The sequence below is a fragment of the Marinobacterium sedimentorum genome, assembly GCF_024267675.1.
GTDB lineage: Bacteria > Pseudomonadota > Gammaproteobacteria > Pseudomonadales > Balneatricaceae > Marinobacterium_A > Marinobacterium_A sedimentorum.
Window position 1 is genome coordinate 1 of record NZ_JALDYX010000002.1, and the last position, 23,373, is coordinate 23,373.

A 23,373-nucleotide genomic window follows, 5' to 3' on the forward strand; every position below is an offset into this window, starting at 1 on the left:
AGGCCGTCATTCGAGGCGCAATGCAGCCAGTGGCGTTGGCCGCCGATGTTGATGCTGGTTTCATCGGCGTGGATCAGTTCCGACGCGGCCAGACGCTCCTTGACCCAGTGCTCGAAGCCCTCCGCTTTGTCGAAAGCTTCCTGGTTGAAGTTGAACAGTGACCCTGCGCTGAGCGGGATGCCGACCTGATCCTCGAAGTATTCGCGGACGCGTTCGTAGGGCAGAAGCTGATACTGCGACAGATAAACCGCATGCGCCTTCAAGCGAGGGCCATACTGCACCGGACGATCGACGCCGGCCGGGAACGGCGCCGTGACGCGTTGCCCCTGTTCGTTCTCCAGGATCTCGGCCTGGTACTCGGTGACGAAGCGGCTGATGTCCAGATCAAAGACCTGACGCTTCTCATAGCCGACCACTCGGAATTCGCTGCCCTTGGGCAGGGTGCGCCGGTCCACTTTCACGGTCGTGATCGCATCCGGCTCCTCGACCCGTTGTAGAGTCTTGCCAATACGGCCAGGCTGCCCGCCCGGTTTGCGCTCGCCTTTGCTGCGGCTCTTCTTGGGCCGGTTCGGATCCTGGGAAGGCGGCTTGCTGCTGTTAGCACTGTTGGTGTTGGCCCGACCGGCCAAGATCTGGATCAGTACTATCATCAACTCGATGGCCGCGCGCAGCGAGGGCGAGACCGCTGAGTCGTCCTTGAGTTGTTGCCTGACATTCGTCAGGGTGGCGTCGACATCGATGTTGCTGATCTTCATGAACCTGGGATCCGTCGATTGATGGCCTATTATCGCACGACTTTTTCAGGCCCAAATTTTCCCCCTGAGCGCAGATCTGAGCGGCTTTTCAGTGGCTGCCTCGTCCGATAACCTGTAACGGCGCAGCGCGATCCTGACGAGATAACAGGGACTTTGAGCTGGGCTTTACGGCAATAGGTCGCACGCAGCAGGACTTCTCAGGATTTTAGCAAAAACCCTGTCAAGATATTTTTTATAAAAATGAGCTGAATAGTTACCTTAGAACATTACTTTTGGTAATATTAGCTATTGCATTGGGCGAGGTTTATTTCTTAAAGGATCCAGCCTCACTGAACAGTTACGTTGAGGCAGTCAAAAATGCTCCGCAAGTATTCCTGGGCGTCTCTCGGCCAGATGGTTTTTCAGGCCTGCTATTAGCGGGTATCGCAGCTTTAAGGTATGTAATACTTGCCTGCTTGGTGTCGATTCTAGTTAAACGGTTTAGTCGTCGATAATGCATATCTACGCTTTTGGCTCAATCTGTCGCGGTGATATTTCTGTTGATTCTGATGTCGACCTGCTGGCGCTTGTGGAAGGTCGGGATTCTCGCCTCGATCCTGAGAAGTTTTCGATTTATTCGTATGCGAGAATACTTGAACTCTGGGAAGCTGGTAATGCATTCGCCTGGCATCTGTCTCTTGAGAGCCGCCTGATTTACGCTGCCGATGGGGGTGATTTTCTTCAAAACTTGGGGGCGCCGTCTAAATACTCGGGAGCAGTCGCCGATTGCTTGAAATTTCGAGATATATTTGAATCCTCATTCCAGTCTGTTCAGAAAGGCACGCCGAGTCTCGTGTTTGAACTTTCAACGATTTTCCTAGCTCTGCGGAATATCGCAACCTGTTATTCGCTCTCGAGGATGGACAGTCCAACCTTCGGAAGGGATTCGGCAAGACGGCTTGGCCCAAGAAGCCTGGATATTGATGAGGATGTTTACTCTTTACTAATGCAGGCTCGCCTGCTTTCCACGAGAGGGGCCGGGGACAGTATTGGTGATATCGATCTGGCGATTTTATCGCCAGAGTTGAAGCGCTGCCGATCTTGGATCAATGAAATATGCCATGAGGTGAATTTAAATGGATGAGTTTGTTAGCCGAATGGCGACCCAAAGACGTGTTCTGGATATGGTCAACTCAAGGCTCTATCTTAATGAAAAGCTCTTCGGGCTGTCCTCCAGTGCGATTGATCGTTGGGCGGTGAACAACCGACTTGGGCCATCTTCTAGAGTGGTGAGCCTACTGAAAAATGTCTCATCGGAGCTATTTTTTATGGCTACTCGTAGCCAAGAGCCAGTGAGTAGTGAATATGAGCTGAGAAGAGAGAAAATTATTGAGGCGGTTACTGCACTTGCGGATGCGGTATAACCAGTGGCTGTTGTCGGACACCCCTACGCTGCGCTCCGGTACGCCGCAAAGCCAAGCGTTATACGGTGGTAGCAGTAAGTCTGATTTCGACCTAAATCAGACGTTGAATTATAGCTCTGACACCAATTTTCTCCCTTATGAAAATCGTTTAATTGTTTGTAGGTTAAATTTGATATGGCCACATTAAATCAAATAAAAAGCAAATTACTTGAACTCGAAGGCGGAGTTTTTCAGCGGCTATGCGATGACTGGTTACACAGGAAAGGCTATGAAAATATAAACCCAATTGGAATGATGCAAACCACGGATAGAGTGGTAAAGGGAACTCCCGACACGCTTCTTATTCAAAAAGACGGGAAGTACATTTTTTCTGAATATACAGTGCAGCAGGACAGGCTCTTTGACAAGATTTCGGATGATATTGATAAGTGTCTGGATGAAGGGAAAACGGGTATAAAAATAGATCAGATTAGTGAGATCATTATCTGCTATCTTGGGAAGCTAGCCACAAGCGAAATTAATCAGCTTAGTCAAAAATGTATAAAGCTTAATATAGTTCCAACGTTGTGTGGTCTTGATTCAATCGCGTTCGGAATTAAAAATTGTTATCCGATTCTATCAGAAGAATATCTTGGTTTGTCATTAGATACAGGTCAGATTCTATCTACGGATGATTTTGTTGCTCGTTACGGCAACAATCATCTCACCACACCAATCGATAACAAATTACTTTTTCAAGAAGAATTGCTAGATCATGGGTGTGCGCTACTTGAAAAGTCTAAATTTCTATTGGTGACTGGTAGCGCAGGTGTTGGAAAAACACTTTTTTCCGTAAATCTCCTTAATGAGATGTGCAAAAAAGATCCTAGCCTTAAAGCATATTGTGTGTTTGATAAAGGCGCAGATTTAGTAAGAGATTTGCAGAGTCGCTTTAGCGAGCCAGGAAACTACCTAATATTAATTGACGATGCCAACAGATTGGATAGCAGAATAGACTACTTGCTACATTATTTAAATGAATATGACGCATCTAGAAATTACCGAATGGTGGCGACAGTTAGGGACTACGCAGTTGATTCCGTAGTTGAAAAAGCAAATAAAGTCACACCTATAAATGAGTTGGTGGTAAATAAGCTATCAAACGATCAGATAAAAAACCTACTAGAAGAATTATTCGACATAAAGAATTTCGAGTATCAGCAAAGGATTCAGGATATAGCTGACGGTAATGCTAGATTGGCAATAATGGCAGCAAGAGTTGCTGTTGAAAAACAAAGCATACAATCGATCCAAAATGTAGCCACCTTGTATGATGACTATTTTGGAAATAACGATGGTGTCAAAGAGATCATAGGCAATCCTAATCTTCTGCTAACGGCATGCGCAATTTCACTATTCAGAAAAATTGACAAGCTGAACGAAGATCAAATGAGTATTGTGCGTGATCTATTTGACATTCAGGGATCAGATTTTTGGGATTATGTTAAACATCTTCATAAGCTAGAGATCGTAGATTTGTATGAAGATGAAGTGGTACGAATGTCTGACCAGGTGCTTTCTACCTATTTATTCTATTCGGCTGTATTCCATAAAAAAACAATATCCTTCTCCACAATAGTAAAATATATCTTCCCAAGATTTAAGGGCGCAATTGCGGATGCGCTTAACCCAGTAATAAGGGCATTCGATCAAAGGGCAATCATTGCCGATATTAGGCAGGAAGTGACGACAATATACGAAGAATTGTTGTCGTCTAGCAATAGAGATGAAATTTTAGTTTTTTTGGATGCGTTCTGGTTTGCGTTGCCAACCAATGCGTTAACGTTCACAAACGAGATTATAGAAAATACACCCAAGCATTCTGACGGATGGGAAAAGGTCACATTTGAAGAGTCAAAAAGTAGCACTGAGGATTTAATTCTAAGCATTCTCTGCAAGCTTCGATATATTGGCGAAAGCGAATTGAATATATCAACGAATCTTATTTGTGATTATCTTGAAAAATCTCCAGACTTATTGGGGCAAGTTATTAAGCTATTCGCTGGTGATTATGCGTTTAAGCCTGACGATTGGAAATATGCTTACTCCATACAGAGTACATTGGTAGATTTACTTATAGAAAGGATGAGAACAAAGGATGGTTATCTATATTCAAGGCTCTTTGTTCTAGTGGCCAAATCTTTCTTGCCTGTCGAACACAGAGAGCACATTTGGCGGGGTGATGTAATAAACATTATCACCTTTAGATTATCCCCTGATGAGTATCTAGACCCGATACGGAAGAAATTGATATTGCATCTTTCTTTATTGATGTTTGATGAGTCGGTATCCAGCTATGCATTTGAGGTCATTAAAGAATATATATGCAGGCTTGGCTATGAAAGTGAAGACATGGCAAAGGCCGACTTGCCTGCTATAGAAGAGTATCTCATAGCGAAATTCGATAAGAACAAAATATCCCACTGCTTTTTAGTTAAAGATCTTTGTGAGCGGTTAGACTCCATCTCAGTCGATTATCCTGAATCGTGGAAAACTGATTTCAATAATGAAATTCTTCGGCTTTCTGATCTGCTACTCGAAGATCGAGCAGAGAGAAAAATGCTCGAAATGGGTGATGAAGAGTACAAGAAGTATAGATTTGATGAAATAGCAGCGTATTTTGAAGATACGAATGAAGATAAATTCCGTGCGTTTTTAGATCAAGCCGCCATCCTGCATGATTCGTTAACTGGCAGGGATAGAAGCTACTCAATTGGCGAAGGGATGCGCATTGTATTTAATGTTGTTGCTGAAAAACACAAAGATAAGTTTTTTGCGTTCACTTCCATTTACCTAGAATATGATGATATTTTTGAGCTAAATACCTATATCTTTATTCCTGAATTAATGAAAAATAATCCTTCAAAGGATGTGTTCTCGCTTATCAACTCTAAGGAGTTTAGGTGGAAAAGACACTGGCTTCTAGCCTGTTATTCTGCGTTACCAGACGAAGATATAAACGAAGAAAGCTTAAAATATTTACTTACCCTTATCACAAGCCTTGATAGCTGGGAGTATTTGTTCAGAATTGATTTCTTGGAAAAATATATAACAGTAGACGAATCAGTTTTCTGTAAGGTTACTCGTATTATGCTGGATAAATATGAATCTACCAAAGAGATTGGTTTTGTCCGCCCTCTGGATCACATCTTCAATCCGTATTCTTCAACCAATAAAAGACTGATGGAGCTATACGGGACAGATAAGGAAATTGTTGTTGAGGCGTATCTGGTTATGATCGACTTCGATAATCACTTTGACTACGCGGGAAAAACACTAGAGATTCTTTATACTGAAAACAGCAAAATGCTAGAGCTTGTCGTAGATAAAATTTATGGCCGTGAGCGGTGGCCTTCAAGTTACACAAACATGCCGGATATGAAATTTCTATGGAGAATGGAAACTTATTTATCGGACGTAGAAGCATATGCTTTATGCGTTTTTGAGAAAGAAAAGGAATCGTATGTTGGGCATGACAATATATTCGTAAAACTATTTGAAAAATCAAAAGATGCTAGAGAAGATGATCATACAGATCGGCAGGAAGCGTTTCTTATTCACAGCATGAAAAAACACTGTGAAAATTTTGAATATATCCAATTTCTGTTTTGCGTAGCGAACGGCATGAGGAAAGACTTTAGAATAGATATGGTTCGAGAGTTTATTGCATTAGATGATGATTTAGATCACTTCATAAAGTTAGATTATGAGTTTACAACGCGATCATGGTCTGGAAGCCGTGTGCCAATTTTTGAAAAGGAAAAAGAGTTCCTGATAAAACTTGCGTCGATCTTCACGTCTGTCAAACTTATTAATCACAAAGCCTACGTGGAAAAGCAAATCGACTATAAGATTGGCCACATCGAAAGTGAGAAGAAGAGAGATTTTCTGGAAAGCAGATAACAATTTATCATTATGAATTCAATCCGAATCAACAGGTCGTGATTCTTGATTTTAATGTCCCTTATAGCCGGATTTTGACATCGCGAAGATGGTGCAGGGAACGTATAACAAATAAGGATAGGTGGCGCGAAGCCGCCACCTGATCCGGGTGTTGAACAAGCCCGGCCAGATGCCTTTATAAGGTAAATTACGGCGTGCGGTGCGTGGCGGTTTTGGACGGCGGCACGAGCGGTGACTTTTTCGCAGACGCGCGTCACCCTTGGCCTGCTGAACCAATCAAAGCGTTGTCGTTGTTCGCATCCTGGGTATCAGTGCCCTCCACGTCGGTTGAGGTGATTTTCCTTATAAGGGGTCAGCCCAGGGTCGGTGGTCGGGCGGCACGCACCCCGGCCCATAGCATGGGCAGATGGCAGCAGGGGCAAAGCGGTCGTGGCGGCGGCGTGTCGTCCGGTGGCGTCGGTGTGACCTGCAGCAGCAGTTGAATCCGTTGCAGCCGTAACTGCGCATTGCCGCGCAGGAAGCCGTAATCGCGCAAGCGGTGGAAGCCCTTGGGCAGCACGTGTTGCAACACCAGCCACAGGAACTGGACGGCGGGCAAGGTGCGGGTGCTGAGCTGACCGCTTTGGCTGTCGCGGTAGCGGAAGGTTACCAGGCCCGCGTTTTCGCCGAGGATGTTGCGTTCCGGCAGCACGCCCCGGTACAGGTAGCGTGACAGGTACTGCAGTGCCGGCAGTCCCCGGCCGACGCGGCGGCAGTCGACGACCCACTGCTCGGGCAGTGCCGAGGGCAACACCAGGCCGGCCTCGTCGCGTAGCGCGGCCAGCAGGCGTGCCCGCCAGACCCTGGCCAGGGCGCGGGCGTTGAACAGGTAGCGCTGGCGGATCTTGCGCCAGTGGCGCCGGCGTGGATCGTAACTGCCGCCGGGTACCACCAGGTGCAGGTGAGGATGGTAATCCAGCGTGCGACTGTGGGTGTGCAACACCGCCGTGAAGCCGATGTCGTCCCCCATCCGGGGCGAGCGGGCGGCAAAGTCCTTCAGCAGTCCGTTGGCGACACGGAACATGGCGCGGTAGACTTGGGCTTGATGGCACCAGGCCAGGGACCTGAGCTGGCACGGCAGGGTCAGGGTGACCATGAAGTAATCGACCGGCAACAGCTTGGTCTGCTGCCGCGCCAGCCATTGCCGGGTGGTCTGGTGCTGGCATCGAGGGCAGCTGCGGTGGCCGCAGGAGAGCGGGTGTTCCTCCTGAAGGTCGCAATGCGTGCATTGCCAGCGGCTGTGACCGCAGCTGTCGGTGTGGCAGCGCTGGATGGCATGGATCGCCTGCTGCATGCTCGGGGTGCAGCGGTCGCCGTAGGTCCGGTAGAAGGCGGGCAAGTGACGCTCGAGCAGTTCGGCCAGATTCATGCGTCCACCTCCCACTGCAGCGCCAGGCAATCGGTCAGACGATTGACCGCGACCTCGGTGGCCTGTCGGGTCACGCGGGCCTGGTGGATTGGTACTAGGGCGCGTGCTTTACGCGGGCGAATATATAACTGAGGAGCCGGATGCGGTAGTTCCGCACGTCCGGATCTGTGTGGGGGCGGCTCAGGTAACTGGCCGTCCTACCACGACGCGATTGGTAAATGATGACTGGAAAATTATTTTGGCTAAGTTTAAGTTGCGTTGCAATCGGAGTAATTGGATGGACTCTACTGATTGCTGTTGCCGTGGCATTTAAAGGCGGACACCCGCCATTATCTGCTTATGTAGCATTTCCAGTTATAGTGATTAGCGCAGTATTTAACTCAATTGGTGGCGCTATTGGATTGCACGGCATCTATAGGCGGGGCAATACGTCTGTGGCCATGGTAGTGACTACAATTGTGAACTTCAGTTTTGTGGCCATTTCAGCGCTCAATTTACTTTGGATGTTGCTCTAACGAGAGCATGCACCGGACGCCTTAGACGCCGATGATGCCAGGCGTAAGCTGTCTGACCACATCAACTATCGCATGCAGGCAATGATGGCGACTTTAGGCAGCTTTCCCCGGGCTTTCAGGTGCTCATAGAAGCGTTTGAAAACGGGGTTGCATTGGATCGATGACGGCCACCGCGACTACGGCGCTTGCCGTTGTATGAGCCGCTTTCGCGGTTCATGGGCACGACATCACTGACAGAGGGGGCAGGTTAAGTCAGCCTCCTCAAGGCTCAACGTGACCTCAGCTACTATTTGATGCACCGCTACAGCTGGCTGCGCCCTCAACAGTATAACGATTGCGTTCCGCCGGCGAGAGCCGATGAAAAACTCAACGTTCCGTCCGGTATTAGTTGACCACTGCAGTGCCGGCTGGGTTAAGTGGCTAAGCCAGCCCTGGGTACGCAGAGATCGGGCATGACAGCAGCTTCTTTAATCCGGATCCTGGCGATCAGGATAGGTGCGATCTGGTTGAAGTGAAAGTAGCTATAGTTCACTGAGAGCCAGGACATCCTGCAAAGGGGGGAGACATGTCACAGCATTACAGGTACCTGATCATCGGCGCGGGTATGACCGCTGATGCCGCCGTGCGCGGCATTCGTCAAATCGACCCAACGGGCTCGGTGGGTCTCATCGGTGCTGAGCCCGAGCCGCCTTATGACCGTCCGCCCCTGTCCAAAGGGCTCTGGCAGGGGGGGCCGCTGGACAAAGTCTGGCGCAATACGCCGGAAAAGGGGCTGGAGCTGCACCTGGGGCGACGGGCGCTGACGCTTGATCGGCAGAATAAGGAGGTCATCGATAGCCAGCAGGACCGCTATAGCTTCGACAAGCTACTGCTGGCCACCGGCGGGACACCCCGGCAGCTACCGTTCGAGGGTGAGCGGATCATCTATTTTCGTACCCTGGCGGATTACCGTCGCTTGCGTACGCTGACTGAGCAGGGCCAGCGTTTTGCGGTGATTGGCGGCGGTTTTATCGGGTCCGAGATCGCCGCCGCCCTGGCCATGAACGGCAAGGAGGTGGTGATGCTGTTTCCGGAGGAAACGATCGGTGGCCGCGTCTTTCCGCGGGCGTTGGGGCTGTTTTTAAACGATTACTATCGTGCCAAGGGGGTACAGGTCCTGGCGGGGGAAACGGTCACTGCGCTAGAGCTGAGTGACACTCAGTGCCTGTTGAAAACAGCGAGTCGGCAGTCGATCCAGGTCGATGGCGTGGTGGCGGGCATCGGCATCCAGCCCAATATCGAACTGGCGCAAGCGGCGGGGCTGGAGGTGAATAACGGTATCGTCGTCGACGAGTACCTGCGCACCGGTGATCCGGACATCTACGCGGCAGGCGATGTCGCAGCCTTCCATAATCCGGCCTTGGGCAAGCGCATCCGCGTGGAACACGAGGACAATGCCAACACCATGGGGCAACTTGCCGGGCGCAATATGGCCGGTGCCGCCGATCCCTATCACCACCTGCCGTTTTTCTATTCCGATCTCTTCGAGCTTGGCTTTGAGGGGGTCGGGGAACTGGATGCGCGGCTCGAGACAGTGGCAGATTGGCAACAGCCGGGCGGTAAAGGGGTGGTGTACTACCTCGAGGACGGCCGGGTGCGCGGGGTATTGCTGTGGGACGTCTGGGGGCAAGTGGACGCCGCCCGAGCGCTGATTGCCGAACCCGGTCCGTTGCGCCCGGACAGTCTGCGGGGGCGATTACCGAGCTGATCGCTAATCAGCCGGTTGTGAGGCCTTGTCTGCTTTGAATTTGTTGATCAGGTCACCGGCTTTGAGCGTCGCGATTTCATTGGCCCAGGGATCGTGACGCAGCTGCAGGGTTCCCCACTGGTCTGGTTGTGCAGCTGAATCTGCGCGCCGGCTTCGCGCTGGGCCACGGGACCCTGAATCACCAGTCGATGATCGGCCTCGATGCCCTCATAGCTGTGATCATCGGCGAATAGCAGCGGGATAACACCGAAATTGATCAGGTTGCGGCGATTCGAACTCGAGCATCACCAGGGTGCCGGTGGCATCCTGGGTCAGGGTCTGATCGATGACAAGTTCGATCGGCTCGCCCGGCACCATGGTGCCGCTGGCCAGGTGAGATTGGATCAGTTTCTGTGCGACATTCAGTCCCCTGATGACCTCCTGAGAGCGCGAGGGCGGCTGGTGATGACCGGCCGCTATACCGGGCGCGGTGCGAAGGCGGACAGATCACCGGGCTTGCGCAGCATCTTGTCGACCTCGGCGGCGTGCAGCTCTTCGGTATAAATCATCTGACGGGCGAACTCCTCCAGCGCGACGGACTTGCCGTCCACCAGGGCCAGCAGGTCCCGGTACAGCTGCAGGGCCTCGCCTTCGGCTTTCAGGGATTCGCGCATAATGGCGCCGATATCATGCTGGTGCGAGTCCAGCAGCCGACCGATGCCCAGGGACGGATAGGCACCCAGGGTGGTGATCCATTCCCCGACCTGTTGTGCATGCAGCAGGGACTCGTCGGCCTGTTCGCGTAACCAGGACACGATGGGAATACGGCCGTAGCCGAAAACCAGCAGGGAGTAGTGGGTATAGCGCACCACCCCGGCCAGCTCCGCTTCGAGTATCTGATTCAGGACTCCAATCACCTTATCTTTATCGATGTTCGACATGTTGTTCACCTTTTGAGGCTGGTGCCCCTGGCTGATCAAGCTGATGACGACAAACAGATGGGCGCCTCGAAAAACCGTAACGAGCGGTTCAGAGGCGAGGCGCACGGCGCGCAGGAACCGCAGTGTATGGGGTATACATGAGGATTCCGAGCACCGCGCAACGCAGCATATGAGTCGCGCAGTAGGTTTTTAGAGATACCCAGATGCATTCGATCAAAGTACGCCCGACTGTGGCCTCTAAATATAGCACTTCACCGGTTTGAATCTAATTTATTGATATTTATGGTTTTTATCCTGGCTGTCGGCTCTTCTCCGGTGTCGTGAGTGGTGATCAAACGGGGACATAGAACATCGACGCCTTGTCCGGAAGCGATGATTGCCTGATCTTGAGCTTGAAGTACTCGGTATCCCTGATGGCTCTTGCACGCTTACGGATCATGCCGACGCTGCCATTGCGGCCTCGATTCTGACACTGCCGAGCTCGTGTTTTGTATAGTTTCAGATACCCACGCAATGCCGCCTCAGAGATTTTGCAAACTTTTTCACGTAGTGCATTTCTGGCTGATCGGTTATCCGGCACCCGCTTTCCAGTTGCTCTGCTATGGGGGCAGGGGGTACCCATTAGCCGGTGGTCAAGCGGTGCGTGAATGCGTTAATGGGCCGTTTGCGCTTATGGATGTATCCGTCTCTGCCAGGCTATGTCGGTGCTGCAGAGCTTGAGCGTAGATGCGTATAATCCACTAGATTTTGTGAGCCGTACCGCTGGGTTCAGGCTCATGTCATTGGACGACGGCTTTCGTTACCAATTATAAGGAAGGGATACCATGAAGAAGTACCTGTTTGCTGCGCTTATATTGCCATCCCTGGCATCCTTTGGTTTGCAGGCCAGGGAGGCACCTGCAGACGCACATGGCGAGGTGCCGGACGAGGTTATAGCCCAGCAGCGCCAGTTACTTAAGGACAATACGCAGGGTAGGGGATTCGGCCCTCAGTCCCCGCGTGATATCCAGGCGCTTGAGGGTAATAACAGTCGCGCCTTTGGTGCGGCACCGGCTTATGACCAGATGAACCTGTGCAATATCCATTTCCATAATAACGCCGAGCACAAGGGTGGTGAGTTTAGCCGCTACGCGGGTAACGGTGATGGGCACGGCCACCAGACGGGATACCGGTATTCAGGTACCCTTGGCGACCAGGAGCTTGCACCGATAAGCAAGGCTATCTGCCCAGGCAAGTATGGCAGCCTGGTTCCGGGCGATACCGTTGAGGTTCACTACGTTTTCTCCAGCGCGCAAGTCAGCCCGGGCCCGACCCTGCGGGCCTGTCTGCAGGAGTCGATCAATAACCCGCAATTGCGTGTCGAAGCCCAGGTATTCGTTCTGGTCAATGATGGAGGAGCAGGCGATTTCCGCGAACTGGCGAAGCTGGGTGTCAAGGATGGTCTGCACCAGGCATTGAATATTCCGGCCAATGCCGGTGATGCTGTTCAATATTCCGGTTCGACAACGGGCCCTGACTACAACGAGAAGGGCTCGCCGTTGCAGGTTTCATGGCGTGTTCGCCCCAGGGTGGCCAAGGTTAATATTGAAACCGTTGGCCAGTGGTGCGAAGACAATATCTTTGACGAATCCTATGCCCATGGCGTACGAAATCTGGTGATCAATCCGGACCTGCTGTCAGCGATCGACTGATAATCCTTTAGAAAGAAAGGGGGCAGGCCTTGTCTTTTGCCCCTGTTTCTCAGCCTGGCCGTTCAGTCTCTTCGTATGAGTCAAGTTCCGGGCTCAACGTTGCGCTGTTTAATGCGCTCAATCCCGCGAAGGTGTGATTCAGGTCATGTAAGGAGCGGGCAGGGCGCGGTAAACCAGTATTCAGGCGGTGTTTTTTTGCAGTCTCGACTATCCTTGTTGGCGGTTGTCGGAGCCATTGCGGCCCGGCTGCGAACAGGGAAGGGGCAGGAGGTTAATATGGCACACCCGGAATCTGATTATGACTGGCTTGAAGAAAAACTCGGCATCACCTTCGGTATCGGCATCAACTGGGAGGCGCAGTACCAGTGCTTCTCGCTCTACGCCGATGCGGGTGGGCAGGACGAACAAAGGGCCGAGGAAGCCTGGCACGGCAGCATCGACAGGGTGCCGTTTGCGGCCCAGGCGTTACTGCGCTGAATTTGGTTTTTCTGTCCAGCCAGGGTGGGAGGCTGTCGCCCACGGTCCGATACTGCAGGACCGCGGCGGGATCTTGCGGGTATTTCAGGGGTTTGGATGCCAGCCGGCGTCGGCCCAGAGTTCGCCGCTGATGGCGGAGTTGGAAACCATGAAGCAGATGGCGTCGGCGATTTCGGCGGGGCGGATCAGGCGGCCCAGCTGAGTATCCGGCAACACGTGCTTTTTGATGTACTCTTCCCCGAGGGCGCGCACCATCGGCGTATCGGTGAAGCCGGGATGGATCACCCCGCAGCGCACGCCATAGAAGATCGCTTCCTTCATCAGGGTGGCGGCGGCGCCTTCGAGCCCGGCCTTGGTCGCAGCGTAGGAAATCTGTCCCTTGTTGCCCTGGGATGATACCGAGCCGATAAAGATGATTGCGCCCTGCACGCCCTCATCGGCCTTCCATTTTGACAGACCTTCGGCGAAGCGTACCTCGGCAATACGGGCCACCATCTCCAGCGCCCAGTACACCGGCGCAATCAGGTTGACCTCGATCACCAGCTGAAATTTTTCCTGTTCGTAGATTCGGGCCTTGCCGGTATCCTTGTCCAGGCGCACGGCCAGTGAGTCTCGGGTGATGCCGGCGGCGGGGATACAGATGCTGATGGTGCCGAACTTCGCCTGGGCATCGTCGAATACCTTGGCGCGGAAGATGGCGTCGGTTACATCGCCCTGGTAGGGGAAGGCAACCTCGCGCCCAGCCTCGGTGTTCACCTGCGCCGCGTTGACCTCGACCTGGGGCGTCAGGTCGACCATCAGAACCGCCTTGATGCCCCGGTTGGCGAGTTCTATTGCAACTGCGTTACCGATACCGCTCCCGGCTCCGGTGATGATGGCGACTTTATTTTTGATTTCCACGCTGATGCCTCCATTGAATGGATTGTTAAGCACACTAGAGCTTAGTCGGAAGTTTGTGCATCGCAATAAATACAAGCAAATAGTCCGCTGTGGCGCTTCACGCCCGGGAGTGTTCGATCCTTGCAACCGGCAGGGAGGGAACCTATTTGCCCGCCAGGTTAGTAAGTCCGACAGGCTAGATTACCGACGACTTCGCTACGAAGCGCTCTGCTCCCATGCCGGCGCTTCCGATGACTGGCGACAGCTTGCGGTTCGCACGCGCTCACGGCATGCCTGGCTGCAAAGGCGCCGCCACTTTGTTCCGGACACTCGAGACGAAGGGGGGTAAAAGCTGGATAATGGCCACCATCTAGGCTCATCGGCCGCCAAATTCTGCAACCCTGGTACCCCCGGAATGGAAATCAAAGTCAATTTTCTCGACAATCTCAGACTTGAAGCCAAGTTTGACGATTTCACCGTCATCACCGATCAGCCCATACGCTACAAGGGCGATGGCTCGGCGCCGAGCCCGTTCGACTACTTCCTGGCGTCCTCGGCGCTCTGTGCGGCTTACTTCGTGCGGGTGTACTGCTTGGCGCGTGACATTCCTACCAGCAATATCCGTCTGTCGCAGAACAATATCGTTGACCCTGAAGACCGTTATAACCAGATTTTCAAGATTCAGGTTGAGCTGCCGGAAGACCTGTCCGAGAAGGACCGTGCCGGTATCCTGCGTTCAATTGAGCGCTGTACGGTCAAGAAGGTGGTGCAGACAGGCCCCACATTTGAGATTGAAACGGTCGATAGCCTGGATCAGGACGCGCAAGCCCTGCTGATGGCCACACCCGAGAGCGGTTCCAGCACCTTTATCCTTGGCAAGGATCTGCCGCTGGAGCAGACCATCGCCAATATGACGGCCATCCTCGCGGATCTTGGGATGAAGATCGAGATCGGCTCCTGGCGCAATATCGTGCCCCATGTATGGTCGCTGCACATCCGTGACGCTGCCTCGCCCATGTGCTTTACCAATGGCAAGGGCGCGACCAAGGAAAGTGCGCTCTGTTCGGCGCTGGGTGAGTTTATCGAGCGCCTGAGCTGCAACTTCTTCTACAACGATCAGTTCTTTGGTGAAGACATCGCCAATAGCGACTTCGTGCATTACCCGAACGAGAAATGGTTCAAGCCGGGGCCGCAGGACGAATTGCCCAAGGGCATTCTGGATGACTACTGTCTGCCCATCTACAACCCGGACGGGGAGCTCGGCGGCTCTAACCTGATCGATACCAACTCCGGCAACAGCGAGCGCGGCATCTGCTCGCTGCCTTTTGTGCGCCAGTCCGATGGCGAGATTGTGTACTTCCCCTCGAACCTGATCGAGAACCTGTTCCTCAGCAATGGCATGAGCGCCGGTAATACCCTGTACGAAGCCCAGGTGCAGTGCCTGTCAGAGATCTTTGAACGGGCGGTGAAGAAGCAGATCATCGAAGGTGAAATTGCGCTGCCCGATGTGCCCCCTCAGGTGCTGGCAAAGTATCCCGATGTCCTCGAAGGCATCAAGGCACTGGAAGCGCAGGGCTTTCCGGTACTGGTAAAGGATGCTTCCCTGGGTGGCCAGTTCCCGGTGGCCTGCGTCACCCTGATGAACCCCAGAACAGGCGGTGTCTTTGCTTCTTTCGGCGCACACCCAAGCCTGGAAGTTGCACTGGAGCGCAGTCTTACCGAATTGCTGCAGGGCCGCAGCTTTGAAGGCCTGAACGATGTACCGCCGCCCACCTTTAACGGCATGGCTGTCTGTGAACCCAACAACTTTGTTGAGCACTTCATCGATTCTACCGGCGTTATTTCCTGGCACTTTTTCAGTGCCCGGCAGGATTTTGAATTCTGCGAATGGGATTTCTCCGGCACGAACGAAGAAGAGGCCCGCTGCCTGTTCGGCATCCTCAAGGACATGGGCAAAGAGGTCTATATGGCCGTGCATCAAGACCTTGGGGCGCCTGCCTGCCGTATCCTGGTGCCGGGCTATTCGGAAGTCTACTCGGTGGAGGATCTGATCTGGGACAACACCAACGTGGCCCTGAACTACCGCGAAGATATCCTTAACCTCCATTCCCTGAATGATGAGCAGCTGGCGGAACTGGCGGAGCGCCTGGAAGAAAGTCAGCTCGACAACTACATGGATATCATCACCCTGATTGGCATAGTGTTTGATGAAAACACCGTCTGGGGACAGTTAACGATTCTTGAGCTGAAGCTGCTGATCTACCTGGCGCTGCAACAGCATGAAGAAGCGCTGGAACTGGTCGAAAGCTTCCTGCAGTACAACAACAACACGGTTGAGCGCGGGCTCTTCTACCGCGCGGTGAATGCCGTGCTGGAAATCACTCTGGATGACGAGCTTGATCTCGATGACTTCCTCACCAACCTCAAACGCATGTTTGGCGAGCAGGTCATGGATGCCGTGGTCGGTTCGGTGGATGGCAGCGTGCGTTTCTACGGGCTGACATCCACCAATATGCAACTCGAAGGTCTGGACAAGCACCTGCGCCTGATCGAAAGCTACAAAAAGCTGCACGCACTGCGGGCTGCAAAGTCAGCGCGCTAACCGATAGTCACGAAGTAACCCTTGTACCGGGCGGCGTTCCGCCGCTCGGCGCAATTCGCTGGAAAGTCATAGGCATCCTGAAAGTCCATTCCCTGCGATCCGATCAGTACCAATCTGCCAGAGCGGCTCTTGTTCCCCCCTTATGAAGCCGACGAGCACTGAAGTCATTGTGCGATCAGGCCCGAAGGGGCGGGGCAGGGACTGCCAAGCCGGCGATTAGGAACAGGATGTTCCGTTAGCGCCGCCCGCAGAATGACTTCAGCGCGCAGTGAAAAGGCTTCATTGGGGCGTGCTTTCTTTGCATACTTTCTTTGCACGAGCAAAGAAAGTATGTCGCCCATAGGCGAAATACAGACTCTCAATCACCCTCGAAGCGTCCGCCAGCACTGCAGCTCCAAGTTCCAAGACATACAAACTCCCAGCAAAGTGTTACCCATGTCATTGAACTGCACTGTTACCCATGTAGTTGAACCCTGCCCGATAAGTCTTGATGAGGTGCTGGCCCAACAGGTCAGCACCTCATGCCTGTTCAGGCGGGTTTAAAGACCGACTTACGCAGAATCACGTACAGGGTTACGCTCACCACCAGGCTGGTAAAAAACTCGACCGGAATCAGGCTATTGAGCACATAGTGCGCCAGTACCGCGGCCACCAGGGTACTGATGATACCGGCCCAGTTTACCGCTTCGCTGTGTACCCGTTTGTCACGGCCGTTCTGGCGAATAATAAAGTAGTCAGCCAGCATGATACTGGCGAAGGCCGTGGTCAGCACGCCCAGGATATTTACCCAGGACTGCACCAGGCCCAGAATATTCATGGCGATCATCGCCAGGGCAATCAGGTTGGCGGCGACAACCAGCATCCAGCGGGGCATGCGCAGGTTGGCTGCGTCAAACAGGTTGGATAACGACAGCGAGCCGCTGTAGGTATTGAGTACCTGGGCCTTTCCCTGGGCCATGATCATCAGGATAAAGCCGATAATGCCGCCAAACACGATAAAGGCCGCCGCCACGCCATCGGGGGACAGCGCCATGCTTTGTGCAACATCGGCAGGAATGCCCTTGGCCAGGTAGGAGTCGATCAGCCTGCCACTGCCGGCAAACATGACCACGCCGCCAATCACCACCATGACTATGTCCAGGAACAGGTTGCCGAGGAAGGCGGCAATGCCGATGTCCTTTGAGCTTTTGGCATAGCGCCCTATATCTGCATCCACCAGTGCCAGAGCGCCGGCCGAGCCGATAAACAGATTGATGCAGAAGATGAACTTGCCCATGTCAGTGCTGGCGCCCATGCCCGCGAGCACCTCGGCCGGGAGAATGGCGCCAAAAGACGTGGCGGCGGCAAAGCTCTGGTTGGTGGTGATCAGCACCGAGTAGGTCATGTAGATCAGAATGACCAGGAACAGAACGAGGCTGATGGACGAGACCCTGGAGACCAGTTTAAAACCATAGAGGGTGAGGAATATCCAGGCGGCGGATAGAGCACCATATATAGTGACCTGGTTCATGACCGTGTCAGGCATGTTGAAGAAAAACAGAAATCCCTGGTAGAGCAGGGCATTCTCCAGAGCCAGAAAGCCAATAATCATAAAGGCAAAGATAGCGGAGCCCAGGATCGAGCCTTTTATGCCAAAGCCGTATTGGCGCGCCATTACGGTGCTGGATAATCCGGATTTATAGGCAACGTGACCGCAAAGCCACCCCAGAAGTGAGCCTATAATGGTCACGGTGATACCTGCGATCAGCGCTATCTTGAAACCGGCGACAAAGGTGGCCAGAGCGCCAAAGAAAAGCTGGATCAGGGTGGTGACGATACCCGCGGTATTCCAGGAGAGTTTTAACCAACCCTCGCGTGCATGTTCCGGCACACTTTCCAGAGCATGGTCTTCCATGACTGTTTGCAGAATCTCGGTGTTTTCCATTTGTCTTACCTGTGATGTGAATTACAAAATCCCGTGCCTGGTCTGTTCCCTTGCTGCGTTACAGCTGGCCGGCACGGGTTGCCATAAGGCTCAGCGCCAGCCGCCTGGGCTGGGAGTGGATAGGGGCGCGTCAGAGTTCGTCCTGCACCAGCGCAAGCACTCGTAGCGGGCTTCCGGAACCGTCTTTTATTTTCAGGGGGGCTGCCACTATGATGGCGCCCTGGGGGGGCAGCTGATCCAGGTTCATCAGGCATTGCAAACCGTATTTGTTTGCCCCGTGCATGAGCGTGTGGCAGGGATAGGCCAGGGGCCAGGCATAGGATTGCCCGGCATCGGTATTGATGGTTTCTACGCCGAAACCGCGTACATCCCGCTCCTTGATCAGCCACTCAACGGCAGCCTGGGTGGGACCCGGCGTATGAGCGCCGTCTTGCTGCATGTTTACAAAGGCGGCGGGGTCGCAGATTCGTTTGCTCCAGTCGGTACGCAGCAGCAGCCAGGCACCGGCGGGGATACGCCCGTGCTGTTCTTCCCAGCTGAGCAGATAGTCGACGTCGAGTAGCCAGTCATCGTTGTGGGCGACTTTCTGGCTGGCATCAATCACACAGGCAGGGCCAATAAACTGGCGCGCATCAATGGTATCAACGCTGTTGTTGGGGTGGTCTTTGCCGCTGATCCAATGCACGGGGGCGTCAAAGTGGGTGCCGGTGTGTTCACCGCAGGAGAAATTGTTCCAGTACCAGCCAGGGCCATTTTCATCGTATCTCGAAATAGGCTCCTGTTTGAAAGCCCATACCTGAGCGAACTGTGGCGGCAACTCAAGGGCGGGGAATTCGGAAGAAAGGGTTTGCGTTAAATCCACAATGCGGATGCTGTTGTCCGCTAAATTCTGAGCCAGCTGTTCAAGCGTAGAAGGCATGAATATCTCCTTTATTATTTTATACTGGGCAATAGACTTACGCTATTACACGGTTGCATTCCCCGGTTTCTTTGAGGTCTGTATTTTCAGGGCTCTAAAAATTTATTCATGTATCAATTGATACCAAAATATAATAAACAGGTGCCAGTAGACTATCCGGATAATCGACCTTTGCTATCCGGATTTTCACTTTAAAATAGTTTTACTGAGCTCTGAGTGGTGGGTTGAATAATATATTTGCATCGTGCCTGCTTGCCGTTGGTGCGCTGAGTTGATGATCAATCAGTTGTTTTTTAATCTGGTAAGGTTTGTGGGAAACTCGTTTCAGTTCATCACGAACAGGCAGGCTGGCGCTGTAAGCAGCAGGTTCTGGCGTTTAACTGTGACTGCACTTCGCTGGTTCATTTTGATGCTGGTTTAAAAGGGGAGGTTACCGAATGGCTATGTTGCTTCGATTATCCCGTCGGTTATTCTGCGTTTTTAACGCTATGCTGGCTGTACATGTGCGATATTAGACGCAGGTGCCATCGGACACCTTCATGAAAAGGGAAGCAGGCATGAGGCATGTTGAAAAGCATAAAACGCACCGCACGGGATGGCTGCGGGCGGCGGTTCTTGGCGCAAATGACGGCATTGTGTCTACGGCGAGCCTGATTCTCGGCGTAGCCGCCGCAGGGGGCGGATCTCAGAGCATCCTGGTCGCGGGCGTTGCCGGCCTGGTTGCGGGGGCCATGTCGATGGCGGCCGGTGAATATGTCTCGGTAAGTTCCCAGGCTGATACCGAACAGGCTGATCTCACCAGGGAACGCAAAGAACTCGAGGAGACCCCTGAACTTGAGCGCGCAGAGCTGACGAACATTTATGTAAAGCGCGGGCTGGACAGGGAACTCGCGTTTAACGTGGCGACCCAGCTGATGGAGCATGATGCGCTCGGAGCGCATGCGCGCGACGAGCTGGGTATCTCCGCTACCCTGGCGGCACGGCCCGTTCAGGCAGCCTTGGCGTCCGCTGCTACCTTTGCGGTGGGTGCGGTGCTTCCGCTTCTGGTTGTTTTCCTGTTTCCGGCGTCCATACTGGTGTTGGCCGTCTCGGGCAGTGCACTGTTGTTTCTTGCGCTGCTGGGGTATCTGTCCGCACGTTCAGGCGGTGCTCCTGTATGGCCGGCAATCTTGCGTGTCACCTTCTGGGGGGCATTGGCAATGGCGCTGACAGCCGGCGTGGGGGCCCTTCTCGGGGTGGCCATTTAGCGTATTCCTGCGTCCTTGCTTGCCCGGTGCCTGACCGGGTGCGACCTGACCTTTCTGCGCCTGCGCCTGCGCCTCTGTGTGCGTGGCTGCGCGCAGTATCCGACAGCCCTGATGGCCTGGTATTGGTCCTTTCGGCCTCACAGACAGTGCGCAGTAATGACTAGAGTATTAAGTTTTTATGACGGGGTTGCGTAATCGGAATCCGGCTATTAGGCTTTTTGTGTATACATTTGATGTACGTTCGCTGTGCAAGGGATATGCGTATTTTGCCCGGCTTTGCTGGAGTTTCTTGTTTGAAGCAACAGCCACAGGTGTTGCAGTGGCCTGAAAGGGTTATATGGACAAAAGCATCAAGGCAAAAAAGAACAGTCAGCTGGTGATTCGCATTAATGATATGCAGCGGGATCGCTTCGTATCCATCTGTGAGGAGCTCGATACCAGCGCTGCACGTGAAGTACGTCGCTTTATACGCCTGTTTCTGGCAGAGCATGAAAAGGCGGCAGAGGGCTCGGAGCATCCGGAACCTTAGCTGTTCTCGGCGGCTGGCGGAACGGCATCCTGCTGAATTAACTAAGGAGAGCGTCACCATGGCCAAGGTAAAGGCTGTAAAAAAAGATATCGCAGCGCGCAAAGCCAAGATTGCCAAGCACGAAGGCAAACTTAAAAAGCTTAAAAAGCTGCTGAAAAAAGCGAAATAGCGGTGCCTTAGGATAAGCGGCTGCCATAGAGGCAGCCGCTTTTTTTTGTTTTTTCCCGCAAGCTGATCTGCTTTTTTCAAACCCTTGGCTGCCCGGGTAAGTTTTGATTCAGATCAAGCTTTGACAGGCAATGCCCTGAATTACCTGTCATAAGTTCCAGCATGGCCTAAGGTTGATACAGAGCAAGCAGTTGAATTATGTAAGCTCGGGTGCTGACGAACAGGGCTGTAATCGGGGTGGAGTGATGGCCAACGAACTCATTTTAATGTTGCACCCCAGCTTCGGGGTGCTGGCGATTCTGGCGTCGCTCTGGGTGTTCGTCGAAGCGCTGAACACTGAGTCGCGGGTAAGTGCCGGGCGGATCAGAGTGGCGAGTCTTGCGTGCGCAGTGCTGATGTGGCTGAGCTATCTGGTAGGCGGGTACTGGTATGTGCTTTTTTACGGCGCCGACAAGGCGCTGATCAATGCCGGGCCCTGGCCGTTCGCACACAGCTTCTTCATGGAAACCAAGGAACATGTGTTTTTTACGCTGCTGCTGCTGGCGAGCTACCTTCCGGTGGCGGCATTTAACCTGACATCCAACCGAGCGGTGCGCACTCTGGTACTGTCGGTTGCCGGTTTGATTATCGTGCTCGGGCTGGCCATGGAAGGGGCGGGCGCCTTTATCAGCATGGGATCCAAGATGGCCTTGCTTGGCAAGGTCGCAGCGGGAATGTAACGATGAAAGACACCACTACTGGCAAATACACCGTCTCTTTTGGCCTGGCACTGGCCGTTACCAGCCTGCTGAGCGCGCTGCTGGTCGTGCTCAAGGAGCTTAACGAAGAGACTGTGCTGGCCTGGATGAAAGTCGCAACGGGTCATCACTGGGTCACCCATGGCGTTTTGGATCTGCTGCTTTTTCTGCTGCTCGGTATCGTTTTCGCGCAGCTGGGGTGGGGTGCCCGCGTCAGTGGCAATGCGCTGGCACTGACCATTGTCACCAGTGTTGTGCTTAGCGGCCTGATCATTGCCGGCTTTTTTGTCTAGCACTTTGATAAAAGTGACCCCCCTGCGCCTTTCTGCCATGGCGCTTCCCAACCATGATAACACCGCCGATCGTTCCGAAGCCTGCTCGGCCTTTGCCTGCCCCTTGATCGAGGTCGCAACACGCGGGTTGATGTTCGCCTCTATAGTGTTGGTAAGCCGATTCTGCGTATGGACCACGAGAACAAATGACCGCTAACCCGAAAACTACACCCGCCGAACCATCCGTCGAACAGCTGGGAGGTTCTGACCTGTCCAGTCTGCTCAGGCGCCTGTTGCTGGCTACCCGTCCGGCGTTCCTGACCGCCTCGGTACTGCCGGTGCTGGTGGGTACCAGCTGGGGTTACAAGGTTGCCGGCGAGCTGGACTGGACCGCGCTGCTGCTGGCACTGGCATCCATCGTCTTTATCCATGCTGCGGCCAATGTGCTGAATGATGTGTTCGATGATCTGGGTGGCAGCGACCGGAACAACGACGAACGCATTTTTCCATTTACCGGCGGGTCCCGCTTTATCCAGAATGGCGTCATGAGCGTGCGGCAAATGGCCGTCTGGGGCGGCGTGCTGTTGATACTGGGTATGGCTTTAGGTGCCGCGCTGGTGGCGCACAAGGGTATGGTGGTGCTGCTGCTGGGACTGGTGGGCGTCGCGCTGGGCCTGCTGTATTCGATTCCGCCGGTGCAGCTTAATGCCCGCGGGCTGGGGGAGCTGGCCGTGGGCGCGGGATTTGGCATACTGCCGGTGACGGGTGCCGCCTGGCTGCAAAGTGGTATCTCCATCGTGGGTGCACTGGTGCTGTCGCTGCCCATTGCCTGCTGGGTCATGGCCATTCTGCTGATGAATGAGGTACCGGATCTGAAGGCAGACCAGGCGGTCGGCAAGCATACGCTGGTGGTACGGCTGGGGCTGAGCCGAACACGCTTGCTGTATCTGCTGGTTCAGTTACTGGCGTTTGCGGTACTCGCCGTGGCCGTTTCCCTGGGGATGCTGCAGGGCGCTGCGGGGCTGATCCCCGGCATTGTGCTGCTGCTGGCGGCACTCTATGCGGCCTTTGGCATCGGCGCCGGGACTGCACGCCTGACACGCAGCATTCAACTGACACTGATGATCCATATGCTGGGCGGGGTCTGGCTGGCCGCCTGGATACTCCTATCGGTATGAGGGGGCAGATCAAGCTGGGCTTCGGTATTAATGCGACGAGCCGCAGCCCCGCCCCTGTTG

Annotated in this window: 19 protein-coding genes and 1 other RNA gene; 13 read left to right on the forward strand and 7 right to left on the reverse strand. The window is 53.4% G+C overall.

All coding sequences use genetic code 11. The features are described from left to right. Positions 1 to 755 (reverse strand): IS66 family transposase (locus MRS74_RS02440; protein WP_254578684.1); only part of this gene is annotated, 755 nt, incomplete at its 3' end. 493 nt (positions 756 to 1,248) lie between these two features. Between MRS74_RS02440 and MRS74_RS02445 the strand changes: the two genes are divergently transcribed. From MRS74_RS02445 to MRS74_RS02455, 3 genes are all read left to right on the forward strand, one after another. Further along, the gene (locus MRS74_RS02445; protein WP_254578685.1) at positions 1,249 to 1,878 is read left to right on the forward strand and encodes a nucleotidyltransferase domain-containing protein; all 630 of its coding nucleotides are present in this window, start codon (positions 1,249 to 1,251) and stop codon (positions 1,876 to 1,878) included. Beyond that, on the forward strand, positions 1,871 to 2,158 hold the full coding sequence (locus MRS74_RS02450) for a hypothetical protein (protein WP_254578686.1): 288 nt from the start codon (positions 1,871 to 1,873) through the stop codon (positions 2,156 to 2,158). The genes MRS74_RS02445 and MRS74_RS02450 overlap by 8 nt, the downstream gene beginning before the upstream one ends. A 174-nt stretch (positions 2,159 to 2,332) precedes the next feature. Further along, on the forward strand, positions 2,333 to 6,100 hold the full coding sequence (locus MRS74_RS02455) for an NACHT domain-containing protein (RefSeq protein WP_254578687.1): 3,768 nt from the start codon (positions 2,333 to 2,335) through the stop codon (positions 6,098 to 6,100). Positions 6,101 to 6,452: 352 nt separating this feature from the next. On the opposite strand, the gene MRS74_RS02460 is transcribed toward MRS74_RS02455, so the two are convergent. Next, entirely contained in the window at positions 6,453 to 7,508 is a 1,056-nt protein-coding gene (locus MRS74_RS02460; protein WP_254578688.1) for an IS91 family transposase, read from the reverse strand. 218 nt (positions 7,509 to 7,726) lie between these two features. Here MRS74_RS02460 and MRS74_RS02465 point away from each other — a divergent pair, with 218 nt between their 5' ends. Beyond that, a complete protein-coding gene (locus MRS74_RS02465) occupies positions 7,727 to 8,023 on the forward strand; it encodes a hypothetical protein (protein ID WP_254578689.1) in 297 nt (98 codons plus the stop codon). A 565-nt stretch (positions 8,024 to 8,588) separates the two neighbouring features. Beyond that, a complete protein-coding gene (locus tag MRS74_RS02475) occupies positions 8,589 to 9,770 on the forward strand; it encodes an NAD(P)/FAD-dependent oxidoreductase (RefSeq protein WP_254578690.1) in 1,182 nt (393 codons plus the stop codon). A gap of 455 nt (positions 9,771 to 10,225) precedes the next feature. Here the strand turns inward: MRS74_RS02475 and MRS74_RS02480 are convergent, their stop codons facing one another. After that, on the reverse strand, positions 10,226 to 10,690 hold the full coding sequence (locus MRS74_RS02480) for a ferritin-like domain-containing protein (RefSeq protein ID WP_254578691.1): 465 nt from the start codon (positions 10,688 to 10,690) through the stop codon (positions 10,226 to 10,228). Between the two features lie 63 nt (positions 10,691 to 10,753). Continuing rightward, positions 10,754 to 10,829, reverse strand: a non-coding RNA gene (locus tag MRS74_RS02485) — sX9 sRNA. 685 nt (positions 10,830 to 11,514) lie between these two features. Here MRS74_RS02485 and MRS74_RS02495 point away from each other — a divergent pair. Next, the gene (locus tag MRS74_RS02495) at positions 11,515 to 12,381 is read left to right on the forward strand and encodes a delta-class carbonic anhydrase (protein ID WP_254578692.1); all 867 of its coding nucleotides are present in this window, start codon (positions 11,515 to 11,517) and stop codon (positions 12,379 to 12,381) included. Between the two features lie 276 nt (positions 12,382 to 12,657). Continuing rightward, positions 12,658 to 12,858, forward strand: a complete 201-nt coding sequence (locus MRS74_RS02500; protein WP_254578693.1) for a hypothetical protein — start codon at positions 12,658 to 12,660, stop codon at positions 12,856 to 12,858. An 84-nt stretch (positions 12,859 to 12,942) separates the two neighbouring features. Here MRS74_RS02500 and MRS74_RS02505 read toward each other — a convergent pair whose 3' ends face one another. Then, positions 12,943 to 13,758, reverse strand: a complete 816-nt coding sequence (locus MRS74_RS02505) for an SDR family NAD(P)-dependent oxidoreductase (protein ID WP_254578694.1) — start codon at positions 13,756 to 13,758, stop codon at positions 12,943 to 12,945. Positions 13,759 to 14,152: 394 nt separating this feature from the next. Between MRS74_RS02505 and MRS74_RS02510 the strand changes: the two genes are divergently transcribed. Beyond that, positions 14,153 to 16,339 (forward strand): OsmC domain/YcaO domain-containing protein, encoded by a 2,187-nt coding sequence (locus MRS74_RS02510; RefSeq protein WP_254578695.1) that lies wholly within the window; start codon positions 14,153 to 14,155, stop codon positions 16,337 to 16,339. A 529-nt stretch (positions 16,340 to 16,868) separates the two neighbouring features. On the opposite strand, the gene MRS74_RS02515 is transcribed toward MRS74_RS02510, so the two are convergent. Both MRS74_RS02515 and MRS74_RS02520 read right to left on the reverse strand, forming a co-directional pair. Beyond that, positions 16,869 to 18,263, reverse strand: a complete 1,395-nt coding sequence (locus MRS74_RS02515) for a purine-cytosine permease family protein (protein WP_254578696.1) — start codon at positions 18,261 to 18,263, stop codon at positions 16,869 to 16,871. Positions 18,264 to 18,393: 130 nt separating this feature from the next. After that, on the reverse strand, positions 18,394 to 19,182 hold the full coding sequence (locus MRS74_RS02520) for a cyclase family protein (RefSeq protein WP_254578697.1): 789 nt from the start codon (positions 19,180 to 19,182) through the stop codon (positions 18,394 to 18,396). 539 nt (positions 19,183 to 19,721) lie between these two features. Here MRS74_RS02520 and MRS74_RS02525 point away from each other — a divergent pair. The 5 genes from MRS74_RS02525 (at position 19,722) to MRS74_RS02545 (ending at position 23,313) form a co-directional block, all read left to right on the forward strand. Next, positions 19,722 to 20,429 (forward strand): VIT1/CCC1 transporter family protein, encoded by a 708-nt coding sequence (locus MRS74_RS02525; RefSeq protein WP_438362313.1) that lies wholly within the window; start codon positions 19,722 to 19,724, stop codon positions 20,427 to 20,429. Between the two features lie 337 nt (positions 20,430 to 20,766). Beyond that, the gene (locus MRS74_RS02530; RefSeq protein WP_254578698.1) at positions 20,767 to 20,958 is read left to right on the forward strand and encodes a hypothetical protein; all 192 of its coding nucleotides are present in this window, start codon (positions 20,767 to 20,769) and stop codon (positions 20,956 to 20,958) included. A gap of 413 nt (positions 20,959 to 21,371) precedes the next feature. Beyond that, a complete protein-coding gene (locus MRS74_RS02535) occupies positions 21,372 to 21,845 on the forward strand; it encodes a hypothetical protein (RefSeq protein ID WP_254578699.1) in 474 nt (157 codons plus the stop codon). Positions 21,846 to 21,847: 2 nt separating this feature from the next. After that, positions 21,848 to 22,156, forward strand: a complete 309-nt coding sequence (locus MRS74_RS02540) for a hypothetical protein (RefSeq protein ID WP_254578700.1) — start codon at positions 21,848 to 21,850, stop codon at positions 22,154 to 22,156. Between the two features lie 185 nt (positions 22,157 to 22,341). Beyond that, positions 22,342 to 23,313: a prenyltransferase gene (locus tag MRS74_RS02545; protein WP_254578701.1), complete on the forward strand. Its 972-nt coding sequence runs from the start codon at positions 22,342 to 22,344 to the stop codon at positions 23,311 to 23,313. Positions 23,314 to 23,373 lie beyond the last annotated feature (60 nt).